Below are 16056 nucleotides of genomic sequence, written 5' to 3'. Positions count from 1 at the left end.
GATCTAAATGGAGTTGGAGTCTATTTCTAGGCCTTATAATGGGTGGTGGTATGACTATGTTTTATCTGGGATGGCAAACTCGAGACACCTCTCCAATAATTGCATGGATAGTAATGTTTGTTTCTTTTCTTTTTGCATCTGTTATTGGGCTAGTACTTTGGGAGAAAATAACAGGGTATGATCTCCCTTATTATTTCCGAGAACAATGAACAAGAGACATAGCCATACAATGACTGCTCTACCGGAAAACGAATGAATTAAGCGACTCGCAGGGAATGACCCAATAGTGGCTGTGCCTGGACTCCCTTCAATCAGTTTGCCGTTTAATGATCCAGTTCTTATTTTTGCTATAGCAATGGTTGTTTTTCTAACCGCTCCACTTTTGCTTGAACAATTCGAATTACCCGGGATTATCGCTGTGTTACTGGTTGGAGTGCTTATTGGTCCCCACACGCTGGGTCTTCTCAACCGGAGCAACACAATTGTGTTGCTCGGTACGGTTGGACTCCTCTATCTTATGTTCGTCTCTGGGCTCGAAATCGATATCAATGATTTCTTAGAGAATCCAAGTCGAAGTGCGATATTTGCGTTGATAACGTTTTCATTACCGATGGTTCTGGGAACGATTAGTGGTGTCGTGATCCTTCAGTTCTCAGTCATTGCGGCCATCCTGTTTGCCTCTATATTCTCCTCACATACGCTTCTTGGATATCCTATCGTAGAACAATTAGATATTGTGAAGAATAACGCGGTAACGACGACTATCAGCGCCACGATTTTGACTGATACGGTCGCACTTCTCATCCTCACAGTGATTGAAAATTTACATTCACAGAGTCATATTGAGATTCTCTTCTGGGTTGAATTCACTCTTAAACTCGCAATCTTTTTCGTTGGGGTCTGGATAGCAGTCCCACGACTTGGACGGTGGTTTTTCCGCAATGTTGATGAGGAGAGTTACTTCGAGTTCCTCTTTGTAATGGCAGTTCTCTTCGTCACAGCATATCTTGCAAACCTTGCTGGAGCTGAGCCGATCATTGGCGCGTTTCTCGCTGGCCTCACGCTAAACCGACTTATTCCATCAACAAGCACTTTACAAAATAGGATCGACTTTGTCGGCAATGCGCTCTTCATCCCGTTTTTCTTACTTTCAACAGGAATGATCGTCCAGCCAAATCTGTTCTTGAAAGGCATTCAGCCATGGGTAATTGCTGGGACAATTCTCGCTATTATGCTTGGAACGAAATTGGCCGCAGCGTGGCTGACAAGCCGTATTTATGGATTCGAGCGTCCTGAATGGCTGACGATGTTCGGTCTTTCAACTGGGCAAGCCTCTGCTGCTCTTGCGATCGCATTTATTGGGACCGATCTCGGCCTATTTACCACTGCCACAGTGAATGGGGTTGTACTGATGATTCTTATTGCTGGAATAATCAGCCCATATCTTGCGGAGCGATACGGCCGCGAAGTTGTTGCAGCTGAAGAAACGAAGGAGTATGAGCCTAGCGAGGCGCCGGAACGAATCCTGATCCCCCTCACCAAGTATACAGATAATACGGGCACGCTGTTGGATCTCTCGATACTGCTCCATGCATCCGAGTCAGAAGAACCAATTCACGCGCTCACCGTCGTAGAAGAGAAAGGACAAAACCTCGATATTGGGAAGCGCTATACCACCACGAATCGTTCAGAAGCCGATGGAGCAGACACGCACGATCAGCAAGCAGGCGGAGACCAACAGACAGAAGGTGAAGTCGCTGATGCAGAGCAAACACTCGAAAAAGCAGAAGAACACGCCGTAAGTGCTGAAATTCCGATTGATACACAGACTCGCGTCGCAGAAAACGTGGTAACCGGGATTGTTCGCGCAATCAAGGATAACCGGATTACGACGGTTATCATGGGATGGAACAATCAGCGTCGATTTGGGCACCGGTTGTTCGGTACCACAATCGATCAGCTTCTCGATCGAACGAACGAATTTATATTGGTAGCAAATCTCGCAGAACCGATAAACACAATAGAACGGCTTGTGATCGTGCTCCCGGGCCGTATCACAACTCATCCTGGCCTGTCTCAAGGGGTATTTATGGCGAAACGCCTAACCGAGCAATTGGGCGTCCCTAGTCAATATTTTATCATCGATGGCGGAGTAGAACAGTATGAAAATTTAATCACATCAGTTGAACCAGAAGTTCCATTTGAACTCGAAGCAGTGAACAGTTGGCGAGCATTCCGTTCAGAGACAAGCGACCAGTTCAAGGAGGGAGATCTTGCCATTGCCCTTCTTCCACGCGAGGGAGCCCGAGGATGGGAATCATACCTTAAGCGACTTCCCCACCATCTTGCTAGCCATGGGCCCGACAATGTCGTTGTTGCATACCTTCCAGAAGAAGAACAAGCCTACCAGAGACAGTTCTTCCAAATTGATTAACAGCTATATAGGTCGTGTTCGTCATTGCTGTCCCGCTCGCCTTCGCTTCTCGAACTCTAGTACATCGACCATTATTCTTGCTGGAATTGTACTCTGGATCACGGTAGCGATGTTCTTGCACGCGTTTGGAACGTTGGCGTTGCCTGCCGTAGGCTTTCTCAGTCTCTATCAGTCGACGTGGTGGTGGGACCACATGACTCACGCGCTGTCGTCCTCGCTCGTCGCCGGCGTGGCATATGCTGTGACGCGAGCGCTCGAAGAACATACGGAATACATCGTGATGCCACCAAAGTTCATGTTCGTCTATTTATTGTTGTTCGTGATGGCGTTCGGTGTCATCTGGGAGCTCATTGAGTTCTACGTCGCTGTCGTGTCGAGCCTCCTTGGCATCGGAAAGGTGCTCACCCAGTATGGATTGGACGATACGATCCTCGACTTGTTCTACAATACAATCGGTGGATTACTCGTCGCACTCTTTGGAACCGCCCATTTGACCGACCTCTCTGATCAGTTGCGCGCGCGGATCGAATCTGTAGACCGATAACGATTTTTCGCGACGTTTCTAGATTTCCTGCCATATAACCTCATAAACGGAAGTGGAAATATGGCGAGTACTCTTCGGATAAGAAATTGTCTCGGAGCCATTGTAGTATCCTCATCAAATATTGGTAACCCAAGTTATAGTCTGCCTAAGTGTCTAAGTGGTTCGAGGTCTATCACTCAGATACATATCGTTGGAAAATACGGAGCCCCCGGAATTCGAGTTACAGAGTACCGGTGGAGGCACTGTTTCACTACCTGACAAACTAGAAAACGGCCCTGCAATCGTGCTCATCAACCGCGGTCACTGGTGTTCATTCTGTGCAGAGCAGCTCCAGACATTCAGTGAAGTCTCGTACGACCTCTGGTTCAACGAGAACGTGAATGTCATACCCATCGTGACCGATCCACTCCAGAAGGTAACAGAGATGCGGGATCGCTATGATCTCGATGTTCAGTTACTCGCCAATCCCGACGGCGATGTCGCTGAACAGTACAGCGGTACCGAACAGACGAGTCACGGTCTGACTGGCATCGCCGCGACATACGTCATTGACGAGGACGGCGTCGTTCGCTACGAACAAGTTGCGAATCACCCAGCGGATCGCACGTACGGGAACTGGATCCGCTACTTCATTCGAAACGACTACGAAGACCCCTTCGCCGAGTAAGTCTCATGTTCCATTCGGTTCCTGTTCTTCGATAGGGAGAGTGCTGGGCAACGAACTCCGTTAACTGGACAGCCTGCCACTATTACGCGCAGTGGCGATTAAATTGTCATATCGACAGTAAGTTAGATTGGAACGATGCGCTCGATCTGCTGTTACGCAAAGGTTTACAACGATACTGCGGGTACGCTTTTGGGAGAATACAGATGGCGACTCTTGTAACCGGTGGTCTTGGTCGGTCGGGTCGGTGGATCGTCAACACTCTCGCAGACGCAGATTATGACGTCGTCTGCGTCGATCTTTCTCATCCCGGGTGGGGTGTCCGAGGGAGAGAGAACGTCACGTTTCGTGCGTGTGACCTCACCAACTTCGGGAAAGTAGCAGACATTGTCGCCGATGTCAATCCGGATCATGTCGTCCACTGGGGTGCAGTTCCGGCGATGGGGCGAACCGCTGGAGTTGAAGTGTTCGAGAACAATGTCATGGCGACGTACAACATGTTGGTTACCGCGGGCAGAGTGGGTGCTGATATCGTCACGGCTTCGAGTGAGAGTGCCTACGGAACCGCGTTCGCCGAAGAGCCGTGGCTCCCCGATTACTTCCCGATAGACGAAATGCACGAACTACGACCTGAAGACTCCTACGGGACATCGAAGGTCGTCGGAGAAAATGTTGCAGATATGGTTACACGGAAATATGGCGTCCAGATCGCGTCGATCCGTCCATCGTGGATTCAATACCCGAACGAGTATCGGTGTCTTGACAGCCGTGACGACCTCTCTGCAGGGGTCGGAAACTTCTGGTCGTACGTCGACGTGCGTGATATCGCATCGCTCGTTCACGCGGGGCTAGAAGCCAACTTTGATGGCCACGAACCATTCTTGGGTGTGGCAGCGGAGAACTACATGGATCGACCGTTACGAGAGTTGATTGTTGAGTACTTCGGAGAAGTACCTGGAACGTTCGACGTGGATGGTGACGGGTCGGCGTTCACGACACAGAAGGCTCAGAAGCTCCTTGATTGGACGCCAGCACACTCGTGGAATACCGCTGCGACGGAAACGGTCTCCGATCCACAGCTTACTGTCGAATAGTATCAGCTGTAACTTTTGGCCGCGTTGGTGGAATAATTATTTCCCCGCTCACACTCCACTGGACGATGCCACCATAGATAATTCTAGAGACGACAGTCATGGCTGCACCACCTTCGTGCCTATCCAGCGAGGTCAGTCGGAGACGAGTGAAATTATTCTTGGGCTGGTCAATGTTCCAGCGAGCAATCATGCTCACTGAAACGCCTCGGTTACTATTGGTGTTGCTCGCCGATTAGGTTCGTCGGTCGCGTATTGCTGGATAGACGAGACCCAGCACCAGTCCGTATATGATATGTCCCATCAAACTCTTCATACTGATGTTTGGGAATGCTGGTGCATTGGCGAACCCGACGGCCTGAAGCCACAATGGCATCACAATTACGGCCGCAACGATCCAGAGGACAACTCCATACCCAATCCCGAGGACGGCTGATTGGCCCAGTGATGTGGTGTAGTTGCGGACACTAGGCTGTGTTGCGACTGCAGCGAAGATCACGCCGAAGATCGCTGCATTACTCATATGGATGATCCAGCCTGCGAGACCACCATCAAGCCCCCACAGCGCTGGAATTGCATGCTCAATGACGGGTCGCATCGCGATGGTTAACATTACACCCATCACTGCGCCACCACTCAGTCCGGCAATAACACCTGCTTGCCAGCCACCCGTCGTGGTCATTTCGGCGTCTGATACGTGCTCGGAGTCGGTTTCAGTAGCCATCGGTGAAAACCTATAGTGCCTCCGATAAAGTGGTTTGGCGTGTGTGCGACTTTGGCGCACACGCGTGGCTAACGAATCGCTGGTTCATGATACCGGGTAGCTGAGGATTTATCCCGGAGTATGTGGAAGTCGGCATATGAGTGAGCCTGATCCCCAGCGGTTTCGAGAGTTAATGCTCGCCGAGGAACCAGGGTTTGAGGATGTTCTGCGGTGTGTGTTTTCAATCCAGCCACACGAGAGCCACCTCTACCTTACCCTGCTAGAACAGCCCAATAGTACAATGGACGAATTAGCCTCGGTGACTGATCGTGACCGAACCAATATCTCCCGATCACTTGCAACCCTCCGCGAGAAAGGACTCGCAAGCCGATATCGCCGCCTCCTTGATGATGGTGGACATGTGTACCGTCACGAGCCGACATCACTCGACGAGGCGAAAGACCTGATGCACTACACACTAGATGAGTGGTCAGCATATGTCCACACTCGCATCGATGACTTTGGAGACGGCAGTTTGTAGTGTGGATCTCAATTACCTCTTCTTCGTATCGGGCTCGATAGCACCAACAGTAGTCTGATACCGCCTTGAACGATGTATTCGCCTACTCTTGGAGCCGGTTCTCGATTACACAAGTGAAAGTTCACATTGCATTTTCCTCGGAGAGATTCTGAAAACACGGAGTGGTTTGATCCGAGCGTCATGGGCCTTCGTGCTATCTCACTGATTGGGAGCCGGCCGTTATCTTTGGGACCATCCCGATGGTCTGGGCGCCGAGGAGGGGGATAAGAATGCCAATCGACCAGATACCGTCAGTCGCACCTAAGAATGGAATTGGTATACTAGTCGGAGTTGTCGGTGCGCTCCTGCTCTGTCATTATCTTTCTCTCCCCATGCTTACTGCTCAATATCAGAAACACCTGCCGTCAACAAATCTGTTTGCGGATGCTGGTACGCTGGACGCTGAGTCCGAATGGGTTGTCATGCTTCTGGCGGAGAACCGGGGCTAGATGTACCAACAAGAGATTCTAAGGGTATCGAACTGGTCGGATTCAAAATTGAGTAATCTCCTCTCTGAGATGGAATTTGAAGGCCATATTACTCGAATTCACGTTGGTCGGGAGAAAATCGTCTTTCTCGCTGACCACGGACCCGACACTGCTTGCTCCTCAAGAAACGATAAGCGGAATTAATTTTCGATTGGTTCCGATGCCTCCAGCAAGGACTGCATGCGGGAATCGAAAGAATCCGTAGGCATGGGATAACCAAGAACATGTCGTGCTTGTATTGCTATATAGATTGTACTGGCAGGGGCTACAATGTGGATAATCGCGCGCTATCAACGTTAGCCAACTGATGCTTCACTGAACTGTCGCGGCTCTTTATTATTAGCGTTCTCGGATGTCTGTCGACGGCGGCACTACTGCCACAGACGCAGTATCCGCCGCCGAACCGAATTCGGTACCAGTTATGACCTCTGACAACGACTCCCCAACGGACGACCGGCCGATCGACTCGGTCGCAGACCTGTGTACAGACGCAACAGAACAACTCAATTCCCGACGCGAGTTCCTCGGGAAAACCGCTACCGGTGCGGCTGCCCTCTCGGTTGCCGCAACCGGCCTCGGTAGCGCCCAGGAAGACGGTATGGCGAGCAATGGTGAGGACGATGTCACCGACATTGAGGTGTTGAATTACGCGCTCACGCTCGAGAAGTTGGAAGCGACATTCTACACACAAGGCCAGCAGAAGTTCAGCGAGTGTGAGGTCGAGAGCTCCGCCGCAGCAAAGCGCCTGGGCAAGTCGCTGCAGTTCTCGACGTACGACTACTTAAACCTCATTCGCGACCACGAACAGACGCACGTCGATCGGCTCACTGAGGTTATCACCGATCTCGGCGGTGAGCCCGTCTCAGGGCTACAGTTTGAATTCCCGTTCGAGACGGTTCAACAGTACTTCGCGCTTGCTCAGACGTTCGAAAACCTCGGTGTGTCGGCGTATGATGGTGCAATTGCGCTCATCGACAATCCAGATCTCGTGACGGCAGGTGCAACGATTGCAACTGTCGAAGCGCGCCATGCGTCCTATCTCAACATCCTTAATCAGGATGTGCCCTTCCCACGGGCGTTTGACGAGCCGCTCCCGATGGAGGAGGTACTTGCGGCGGCGAGCCAGTTCATCGTCGACCAATAACAGGAACCGTTCCCTGTCAATTGCTTTTATCAGATAAATAGAGACCATGAGAACGGTGGCTTTGGGCTGGTCTTGACCACGACGTCGACCCGGCGACGGTCGACGAACTCGCCGCCAAAGTACACAAGGAAGGCATTCCGGCGGATGCCATTAACTGGGATGAGATTTTTACAAAAGGCGTCCCGGCCACCGCGTCGATCGTCTTCGTCACGATCGACGATACCCAGTATTACTACGTCCAGTGGCGGGAGGGCGACCAGATCAAATCGGAATACCTCGCTCCAGTGAGCTCGAAACAGTGATTTGCAGGCGATCACTGCGCGTCTGCTTCGTCGCTGCCACCACCGCAGAGAGAGATCTTTCAAGAAAACAGAGTCACCCACAAATAATGGGATGCAAGGGCTGTCTCTTTCGTCCAGCGATTACTCTGCCGACTAAGGACTGTAGTAGTCAAGAACATCCCAAGGGAAATCAACAAAATTCGAACTGCCAGTACTACATTCCGCCAGAAGACGGCAGAGATACGGGGAACCCTGTAGCCGGGTGGAAGGTGATATTGAACCCGATGACTGGTGTAGCGTCTACTCCACGGGATGAACTGGAATAAAATCGAACACGTCTACATACCGTCTCAATACACCCATTCATCCGGCTCTGTTGAAACCCTCTTCACGCCTGGCGATTTGCTGAAGAGCTCGTTTCCAACTGCATCCGGTGAACCTTGTGGGAAGAGTAGCTCTCCTCAATATCAACTCTGAAAGATTTCAACAGAGCCATTCATTCCTATTACCGATAATTGTCACAGGAACGGCTGCAGAACGGCTTATCATGGCTAATATACGACAATGAATGATCGATCAGGGTTCGACATCTCGCGCATACAGATGACAACGCGGTCGATTCCATTCGCCACAATGTAGTTGAGGAGTGCCTCACTAGGCACGCCATGGAGCCCATCGATCTCGGGCGTATACTTTTGATTCTGAGTCATCGCATGAGACAACGATGCGCTTGTGGATGGTCGTTTTCGATCTTCGTTCTGGGTGTCTCGGCTGTATCTTCGGGAGATCACACCTGAATCAAGGCAGTCAAGGATGTCGATGTGATGAACCGTTGTTCTTGACGAATCAGTAAAGACACCCTCCCACTCGGCCTTCCGTCTCGCCCGGTCGCAGCCATCCATGAGTACGAGCACGGTTCTCGATTTCTGCTTGTACTGGTAGCCACTACGCGAAGTCATAGGCGACGTAGTTGTTCCGAATCTCCAGGGCGAGTTCGTTATGCTACGGTCGGTCGACGGCTACTACAAGGAGTTTCCGAGCGGGCGCTGCGCACGGGGTTGTTAGCCTACCGGAATGACGGCCAGGTACTCCCACGTCAGCACGGGTATCTAGCACGCGCATTGATTTCGGGCACTGGGGGAGATCAACGTCAAATGGCTCAACGAGATCGAAATTCTCGAACGGCCAGCGAAGGGATCCTGGGAGAAACGCGGCTGGCACGACGCCGGGCCCGTGAACACGGTCACGAAGCTTCATGCGATCAATCATCACGACGACGGGCGCGTCACGGTTGGCGGGTACGCGAACGCGGGGACGCGAGGTATCAAGCGGGTCGAAGTTTCCACCGATAGTGGTGCGTCGTGGACCGACGCACGGCTTTCAGAGCCGCTCACGGAGGCCAGCGACGACGTGTGGCGGCAGTGGGCGTACACCTACGAGCCACCGACAGGCGCTCACGAGGTCGTGGTCTGCGCGGTCGACGGGACCGGAACGCTCCAGCCCAGGGAAGACGATGGGCTATTTCCGAGCGGGGCGACCGGCTGGGTGTCGAAAACAATCAAGTCGTAAAAACTCCCCGTGATGAAGGCCGCGTTATTGACCTTCCTCCAGCCTTAGCGAGCAAATCGAAGCAAGTGATTCGCGTACGATCGGACGTGCGGCCGGTCAGCCAGCGAAGTCGGCCAGTTCCTCGTTGATCTTCTCCGTCTCGTCGGCGACGAGGCCGTGACCGCTGTTCTCGAAGCGGACCAGGTCGGCGTTCTCGATGCCCTCGGCGAGCACCTCGCCAGTTATCTCGATAGGGGTGACCTCGTCGTGGACGCCGTGGTAAACTTTTGTCGGGACAGTGATATCGGCCATGTCCGGCCGGAGGTCGGCGTCGCGCCAGGTCTTGGCGGAGGCGACTGTCGCTTGCCCGGAAGCCTCCATCCCGAGGCTCCAGATCCAGTCCATCATCTCGTCGCTCTGCTCAGTGTGGAACAGCATCTCGTCGAAGTCGGCGTTCATCTTCGCCCGGTCGGTCCGTGCGCCCTCGATAAGCGGGTTCACTTCCGACTCGGCGAGGCCCTCGGGGAAGTCCGGTTTCTCGGTGATGACCGGGCTCGCGGCGGAAATCAGCGCCAGATTGTCGACGCGAGCCTCGTCGTGGCGGCTCATGTAGTGCGTGGCAGTGCCCCCACCCATCGAGAAGCCGGCTAGCGTCACTCCCTCGACGGCCAGTTCGTCGAGAACCGCACGTACGTCGTCGGCGAAGCGGTCGTAGCTGTAATCGCCGTACGGTTTGTCCGACTCGCCGTACCCGCGGAGGTCGATACCGATACATCGAAAGCCCTCCTCGAGGAGGTGATGGAACTGATACTCGAACATCCGGTGGTTGAGCGGCCAGCCGTGCAGAAAGACGATCGGATCGCCCGCACCGAGGTCACGCACGAAGACGTCGACTTCGTTCTCGACTTCGATGTGAGGCATACTCCGTATCTTCACCGGCAACATGTATATTGGTTCGGGCTGTTGTGCGACACACCGACGCCTCAATAAAAAAGTCCGGCTCGCGAGTAATTCGGTCCCCGATCCGACTCCCGGCCATGCACTAAACCTGTCTCTTTTCACGTGGTCGGAAGTGATAGTCTATCACGAGCCGATACTGTAGCAGTCGAATCAGTTCAGTAGACGACCAGCAACCGAATCCCAGCTGGAACCTGTCCCGCATCGGTCCACGCTCCATCTGAATCGCGGTTGATGAGGCGACCGTTGTTCGTGCCAGCCACTACATCCCCATCGACGACAGTCCACGCGAGGACGACCTCCGCCGGCTCACCCGGATACGAGACCGTCTCGAACGTCTCGAAAACCAACACGTGGCGTCTCGACCCCGAGATTGCAGGTAGCGGCGCATTGATCGATCTCGGAATCTACCCGTTGAACGCGCTTCAATACTTACTGGATCGTGATCCAGTTGCTGTTCAAGTCAAACTGACATCGAATCAAGAGGCGTTCGGTCAAGAACCTCGGCGTCTCGGCAACAATGGTGCGATCGCGTTGATCGAAAATCCGGATCTCCAGACCGCAGGCGCGACGATTGCGACGGTCGAAGTCCTGTACGCTTCGTATCTCAACATTCTCAATGCAGATGTGCTATTCCCAATGGCGTTCGACGAGCCGAAAACCATGGAGGAAGTACTCGCTGCAGCAGGTCAATTCATCGTCGACCAATAAGACGAAGAGATCGTCGATTCGTACGCATTTCTTTCTACACAGGCAAATACGAGTAGACAGTCGGACCCACAAGAAGCAAGCCGCCGAAACATAATGTGAACAGCGCCAGCAAATCTCCCTTTGTCCACGCATTGGGGTGGTTCTCGGGACCACGAGGTGATGGATGGGTTTCACCAGCGTGGTCTCCTGCAGCGACATCACGATTGGACTGATTCGGTATCACCGTCGTCGTTGTTCCCGACTCTTGTTCTGTTGCTGTACCCATCTCTGGATTCGAGTGCATCGTGTTTCTGCTATTCTGTGTAGTAGTCGGATTTTGTTGAGTTGTTCCTGACTCTGACGTTGATGTCTTGGCTATGTTCGTCGTTTCTGTTGGTGTCGATGTCGTCGAGGATATCGCTGTTAGTGTACTCAACTGTGTTGGTGGAGACGTTTGCGTGGTGATCGGTGTTTTTGTAGTGGTTGTTCGCTTCGTTGATTGCTGAATTGTCGTAACGGCTCCTGATTCATGTGGTGATATATTGACTGCCGTATTCCCTCCACTTGGACCAGACGATCCCAGAAGTGTGCTCCCCAGACCGGTCATGCTAATACCAATACTAAACAAAACGATCCCTACACCGATGAAGACGCGATTAAATGTTTGATTCGGATCTTTTTTACTCATTTGGATGATAGTGATTAGCTGCTCATCGATCTACTCTGGAGGGCCTCGGATTATGGCGTTATTGGTGGGGAAAGAGCAAGGACAAGCGATTTATTTGCTGGTTCGTTGTCCGGAGTCAGGTACCCCTCAAGAAACGCGGTATAAATTCGCCCACCACGCAGCATTAGGGGAAACTGAGCATTCGTCCCACCACAGTCACCCTCTGTCGTCCCAACAGACACTGTATAGTCACCAACAGGGAGGGTCGCGTACTCGCCATCACCAAACTCTACGTTCTCGAAGAGTGTACGTCCTTTCTCTGCGGTTGTGACATCAACTCCAGACGCATCTGGAGATGCGTGAACCAAGCGCAGTCGTGCCCTGTTCTGCTTAAGTCCGCTATTGTTATCGGTGAACTGCACTAGCCGAAGTGGGGTATCAGTACACCCAGCAACTTCCCCAATGGCAGCAAGTGTATAGTCATTCGCTTGTATGGTCACTCGAGTATCGATTACTGCCTCACCGAGCCCTTTCCCAGCGGGGACGAATGTAACCCTATGTGTTCCTGTTTTAACATTCACATAGCTGCTTCCCGTGTTGAACGGAGTGACATCCTGATAGAGAAGTGTCTCATTGAGATACACATCGACCGGTGGTGCGTCCGGTGAGAGATGGATGATCCGTATTCGGCCCTTATCCATACGGCTATCTTTCTGTGCCGAATTGCGTGCTGTCTGGTTCGAACGAGTCCTTGATTGGGTCTTTGCGTGGACTAGCCGAGTGCTACCGAGTGCTGCTGTAGTTACACTAGCGCCAATTCCCAGGAGGGTCCGACGAGTTGGGTCAGTCATCGTGATTCATTGTAGTACCGGTCTCTATTTTCAAAGAGTGTTTTCCGAATTCCCACCCAAATTCAACTCAAATTTACCACCACAACCATAGCACAATCGGCTCATCGGAGGATCCCTGCCATTACTAACCACCGCAATTCTATTGAGAGAGCAACCCAACACTCGCCACTGGCCAGTAAGAGTGCTACTCAACAGAATCAGTTCGTGTTTGCAAGTGCCTGTTTGAGCTGGGTAGTCGTTGCTTGAGGATTGACAGTTGGTGCAGTCACGGTTTCATTGACAACAACCCGTGGCACAGCTCCTAGCCCCAACTTAGCGACCTGTTCCATCGTCTGTTTGAGCTCCGACTGATAGGCACCCTGCTTGATTTCACGATGGATCTGCTTCTAATTTGGGATGCCAGCAGCTTTTGCTAACGCGAGCAGTTGATCAGCAGTTGCCCATGATTCGGACCCTGCCTGTTGATTCGCAAAGACAGTGGCGAAATACGACCAATACGACTCTGGAGCGTGATTCCAAACAGCAAGCCCAGCATGCCCAGCAGTGAGTTCATCTGGGCCGTGAAATGGTTTGCCATCTCGGTATGCGACTTCGCGGAAGACGAGCGAAACCTGTCCTGATTGTACAAGTTCCTGTATAATCGTCTGTAGAAGGGTTTGGACAAAGTCCTGTGTATAGGTACACTTCCAACTACCATAGATCGTTGCAGTGACTGGTGCGGTGGCTGCTCCCATTCGTGCGTAGGAATAGTTTGCAGGGGATTTTGGAACTGTACCGTCACTAACGACGCCAGACGGAGATTCGATTTTGCGTTCCGTTGTGGTTGGTGTCGGGATGTCGACTGCTGTCGTTGTCTGCTGATCTGTTGTGGTTGTGGCCGTGGTTTCGTGTTGACCAAAGATACTTGCACATCCACTGAGGGATGTGGTCGCCGTGGCTCCGAGCAATTGTAGAATCCGCCGTCGTGAACTATCCTCTGACATGATTCGATAAAATTTGTTTTATTGTGTGACTCGGCTTGGAACGTCTATCGATTACTCCGAGACGATGAACTGGCCAGCGATCTTTTTGACTTCTTCCATCGATTTTGCCTCGTCGAAGGCGTTCGGGTACGGCGACTCCATGTTCACACCGTTGAAGACTGCAGCGTGACGAGCCTCAACACTGTGGATGCTCAGGGCAGCCGCCAGGAGGTCGCTGTTCTGGATCGAGGGTGCCGCACCCGCGTAGGCAGCAACTCCTGTGTTTTCGAGTGCCATCGCCACGCCCAGGAATTCGCTCGGCGTTTTGTAGCCAAAGTCATACTCGGCCGCTTCGACGGGTGTACCACCGAGTTTCTTAATTACCTTCGTGAGCTGGTCAACGTGTGCTGCTTCGTGTTGACCAACGATTTTGACCTGCTCTGGGATCTGTTCTCGTACCTCGTCACAGACGCCGCAGCCCAGGTCAGCGTTCATGAAGTCGTCGGCCGAGAATTTTCCGAGACCTTCCTGGTAGAAGGTTGCTTCCAGGTGTTCGAGGGTCAGTGCGTAATTCAGAATATCAACGTCGCTCATGCTGTTTCCATTGCCACCAGATTGGTTTCTACTTCCATTGTTGCCGCCACTCATCCCGTCATCCTCAGCACCGGCCGTTCCCATGCCGAGGCCAGAGACGCCAGCCGCACCGACAGCTGCAGCACCAGCGAGGAACGTGCGACGTGAACTGAGTTGCTCACGCATGCTCGTGTTTGCTTGTTCGATACTTTTCGCGTCCATTCCGTCAGTTGGATCCTGAGTCATGATCGATCAGTGTACCCGTTCGGTACACCCTTAGATACTAGCATGTAGTACAAGAACGATTCCCGGATTCTCACCCAAATTCAACCCAAAAACCACAGAAGGACAGTCCTGACACGCGATCTCTGAGAAGTGCTGGAACAATCACCGACCCTGACTACGACTGCACGATTCAATCCCAAGTGATCCAGGTGAGAAAGACGAGCGCAATCGTCTCGAAGATACGAATGAGCATGATCGCCCGTTGGGCGATCACTGGCATTTGCTGGGAAAACCAGAGATGGAGCACGGGATCAAACAGGAAAAAGTACAGCGCAAGCGCATTCTCCGCGAACAACATCACGCCAAACACAAAGAGACCGAGTGCGTGCTTCGAGCGGAATTGTATGTAATTCCGGCCCCACACGGAGAGCAATGCCACTATCAGGAGGAGATTGACACCGATCGTGATGCGGAGTGCGTCAATCCAAATCGCCATTTATCTATTCCTCCCTCGGTATCGGACGCGGATACATGCTTTCCCAAATTCAACCATAGTTTAGTCCACCTGTTCACTAATTTGCTCGATCGTCTCCCAGTGGTGTTCTGCCTGGTCGCTCACTAAATAGATCGCGCCGTACTCATCACCACTTCGGTCAATGACATTGTTTTCAAGAAGGACATCGAGATGATGACGTACTGTCTTATAATCGAGATCGAGATCTTCAGCGAGTTGATTTGCATTACGAGGCCGCTCATGTAGAGCGTGGACGAGGCGGACGCGATTAGGCCCACCACGTGTCCCGGTAAAGACATACCACAGAACGGCCTCCATTACTCAGTGAAAGACAAACAAGGGTCGTAAAACCACCGATAAAAACAACGTAGCCGCTTTTTTATTTCTAGTTACTAATCTATATTGTTGCTGTACGGATCGAAATACGTCACTGCACCTCCGTTTCGATTCTTCATCCTTGCCTAGTCTCGGTCTATGTGAATGGCCCCGTAATGATTTTGAGAAAGGGCACGCTCGGCTATTCAGTTCGGAATATCCATCTTTGTTCCACAATCTGGACAAACAAGTCGACGGGTCTCACCCTCAGATGCAAACTCAACACCAAGTGCATCTGCGTCACATTCCGAGCACGGAATTGGAACACGGATCTGATCCCAATCGTGTTTGGTGTCAGGGGCGCCAATTGCAAGCACTGTCACTTGTTCGCTGGTTTGATTTGTGCCGTGCTGGTAGTCACCGGGAGCGAACCGGATTGCTTCGCCGGCGCTCACCTCGATCTCACCAGCATCCGTCTGGAAGGTCATGGTGCCCGAAAGGACATAGAAAATCTCTTCTTGATCAAGGTGGGTATGGTATCCCCCAGATGTACTTTCACCGGGAGCAAGGTCGTACTGATTGAGCGCAACGTCGGTCGTTCCAAGTGCTTCTGAGAGTGCGCGCCCTCCTGATGTTGCGCCGGTGGGATGCGTGAATGGGTCGATCGCATCGATCGTAACATGTTCCATACGAAGACAGTTGGAGGAGTCATAAAAATTCTTGTTGCCATCTGCTGATGGATGTTTAATAGACTGTTTGCAAATGTATCGCAGTAGGGAAATCGAAAGCCACATCATCGAGAATAGTATGCCATGAGTATAGGAG

The 16056-nt window shown here is 52.1% G+C and carries 19 protein-coding genes and 1 pseudogene; 9 read left to right on the top strand and 11 right to left on the bottom strand.

Annotated features, from left to right (window positions below; translation table 11 throughout):
• The first annotated feature begins 286 nt into the window (after positions 1 to 286).
• The 4 genes from LIW51_RS36710 to LIW51_RS36695 all read left to right on the top strand — a co-directional run bounded on the left by LIW51_RS36710 (position 287) and on the right by LIW51_RS36695 (position 4736).
• Positions 287 to 2434, top strand: a complete 2148-nt coding sequence (locus LIW51_RS36710; RefSeq protein ID WP_227380559.1) for a cation:proton antiporter — start codon at positions 287 to 289, stop codon at positions 2432 to 2434.
• Positions 2355 to 2978 (top strand): DUF2238 domain-containing protein, encoded by a 624-nt coding sequence (locus tag LIW51_RS40620; RefSeq protein WP_497007428.1) that lies wholly within the window; start codon positions 2355 to 2357, stop codon positions 2976 to 2978. The genes LIW51_RS36710 and LIW51_RS40620 overlap by 80 nt, the downstream gene beginning before the upstream one ends.
• A gap of 184 nt (positions 2979 to 3162) precedes the next feature.
• Complete coding sequence (locus LIW51_RS36700) at positions 3163 to 3645, top strand: peroxiredoxin family protein (protein ID WP_227380809.1); 483 nt, start codon at positions 3163 to 3165, stop codon at positions 3643 to 3645.
• 203 nt (positions 3646 to 3848) lie between these two features.
• On the top strand, positions 3849 to 4736 hold the full coding sequence (locus LIW51_RS36695; RefSeq protein ID WP_227380558.1) for an NAD-dependent epimerase/dehydratase family protein: 888 nt from the start codon (positions 3849 to 3851) through the stop codon (positions 4734 to 4736).
• 232 nt (positions 4737 to 4968) lie between these two features.
• Here LIW51_RS36695 and LIW51_RS36690 read toward each other — a convergent pair whose 3' ends face one another.
• A complete protein-coding gene (locus LIW51_RS36690) occupies positions 4969 to 5457 on the bottom strand; it encodes a histidine kinase (protein WP_227380557.1) in 489 nt (162 codons plus the stop codon).
• 136 nt (positions 5458 to 5593) lie between these two features.
• On the opposite strand from LIW51_RS36690, the gene LIW51_RS36685 reads away from it, so the two are divergent.
• From LIW51_RS36685 to LIW51_RS36680, 3 genes are all read left to right on the top strand, one after another.
• Positions 5594 to 5977: a helix-turn-helix domain-containing protein gene (locus tag LIW51_RS36685; protein ID WP_227380556.1), complete on the top strand. Its 384-nt coding sequence runs from the start codon at positions 5594 to 5596 to the stop codon at positions 5975 to 5977.
• A gap of 488 nt (positions 5978 to 6465) precedes the next feature.
• Positions 6466 to 6648: a helix-turn-helix transcriptional regulator gene (locus LIW51_RS40330; RefSeq protein ID WP_438267505.1), complete on the top strand. Its 183-nt coding sequence runs from the start codon at positions 6466 to 6468 to the stop codon at positions 6646 to 6648.
• 277 nt (positions 6649 to 6925) lie between these two features.
• Positions 6926 to 7648: a ferritin-like domain-containing protein gene (locus tag LIW51_RS36680; RefSeq protein ID WP_227380555.1), complete on the top strand. Its 723-nt coding sequence runs from the start codon at positions 6926 to 6928 to the stop codon at positions 7646 to 7648.
• 29 nt (positions 7649 to 7677) lie between these two features.
• Here the strand turns inward: LIW51_RS36680 and LIW51_RS36675 are convergent, their stop codons facing one another.
• Positions 7678 to 8013: a hypothetical protein gene (locus LIW51_RS36675; protein WP_227380554.1), complete on the bottom strand. Its 336-nt coding sequence runs from the start codon at positions 8011 to 8013 to the stop codon at positions 7678 to 7680.
• 897 nt (positions 8014 to 8910) lie between these two features.
• Here LIW51_RS36675 and LIW51_RS36670 point away from each other — a divergent pair.
• A pseudogene (locus LIW51_RS36670) lies at positions 8911 to 9498 on the top strand (molybdopterin-dependent oxidoreductase); the annotation flags it as partial.
• A gap of 96 nt (positions 9499 to 9594) precedes the next feature.
• Here the strand turns inward: LIW51_RS36670 and LIW51_RS36665 are convergent.
• The gene (locus tag LIW51_RS36665; RefSeq protein ID WP_227380553.1) at positions 9595 to 10398 is read right to left on the bottom strand and encodes an alpha/beta fold hydrolase; all 804 of its coding nucleotides are present in this window, start codon (positions 10396 to 10398) and stop codon (positions 9595 to 9597) included.
• A 194-nt stretch (positions 10399 to 10592) separates the two neighbouring features.
• On the bottom strand, positions 10593 to 10787 hold the full coding sequence (locus LIW51_RS36660; RefSeq protein ID WP_227380552.1) for a hypothetical protein: 195 nt from the start codon (positions 10785 to 10787) through the stop codon (positions 10593 to 10595).
• A 19-nt stretch (positions 10788 to 10806) separates the two neighbouring features.
• Here LIW51_RS36660 and LIW51_RS36655 point away from each other — a divergent pair, with 19 nt between their 5' ends.
• On the top strand, positions 10807 to 11145 hold the full coding sequence (locus LIW51_RS36655) for a Gfo/Idh/MocA family protein (protein WP_438267517.1): 339 nt from the start codon (positions 10807 to 10809) through the stop codon (positions 11143 to 11145).
• 34 nt (positions 11146 to 11179) lie between these two features.
• Here the strand turns inward: LIW51_RS36655 and LIW51_RS36650 are convergent, their stop codons facing one another.
• The 7 genes from LIW51_RS36650 to LIW51_RS36620 form a co-directional block, all read right to left on the bottom strand.
• Complete coding sequence (locus tag LIW51_RS36650) at positions 11180 to 11812, bottom strand: hypothetical protein (protein WP_227380550.1); 633 nt, start codon at positions 11810 to 11812, stop codon at positions 11180 to 11182.
• Between the two features lie 50 nt (positions 11813 to 11862).
• A complete protein-coding gene (locus LIW51_RS36645) occupies positions 11863 to 12492 on the bottom strand; it encodes a DUF4397 domain-containing protein (RefSeq protein WP_227380549.1) in 630 nt (209 codons plus the stop codon).
• Between the two features lie 536 nt (positions 12493 to 13028).
• Entirely contained in the window at positions 13029 to 13376 is a 348-nt protein-coding gene (locus LIW51_RS39755) for a DsbA family protein (protein WP_227380808.1), read from the bottom strand.
• A gap of 300 nt (positions 13377 to 13676) precedes the next feature.
• Entirely contained in the window at positions 13677 to 14423 is a 747-nt protein-coding gene (locus LIW51_RS36635; protein ID WP_227380802.1) for a ferritin-like domain-containing protein, read from the bottom strand.
• Between the two features lie 169 nt (positions 14424 to 14592).
• A complete protein-coding gene (locus LIW51_RS36630; protein ID WP_227380801.1) occupies positions 14593 to 14898 on the bottom strand; it encodes a DUF8036 family membrane protein in 306 nt (101 codons plus the stop codon).
• Between the two features lie 60 nt (positions 14899 to 14958).
• Positions 14959 to 15234 carry a winged helix-turn-helix domain-containing protein gene (locus tag LIW51_RS36625; RefSeq protein ID WP_227380800.1) on the bottom strand — a complete coding sequence of 92 codons (276 nt, stop codon included), beginning with the start codon at positions 15232 to 15234 and terminating at the stop codon, positions 14959 to 14961.
• A gap of 203 nt (positions 15235 to 15437) precedes the next feature.
• On the bottom strand, positions 15438 to 15920 hold the full coding sequence (locus LIW51_RS36620; RefSeq protein WP_227380799.1) for a cupin domain-containing protein: 483 nt from the start codon (positions 15918 to 15920) through the stop codon (positions 15438 to 15440).
• Positions 15921 to 16056 lie beyond the last annotated feature (136 nt).

The sequence above is a fragment of the Haladaptatus halobius genome, assembly GCF_020618475.1.
Taxonomy (GTDB): domain Archaea; phylum Halobacteriota; class Halobacteria; order Halobacteriales; family Haladaptataceae; genus Haladaptatus; species Haladaptatus halobius.
This window is presented reverse-complemented; position numbering and strand designations above follow the sequence as displayed.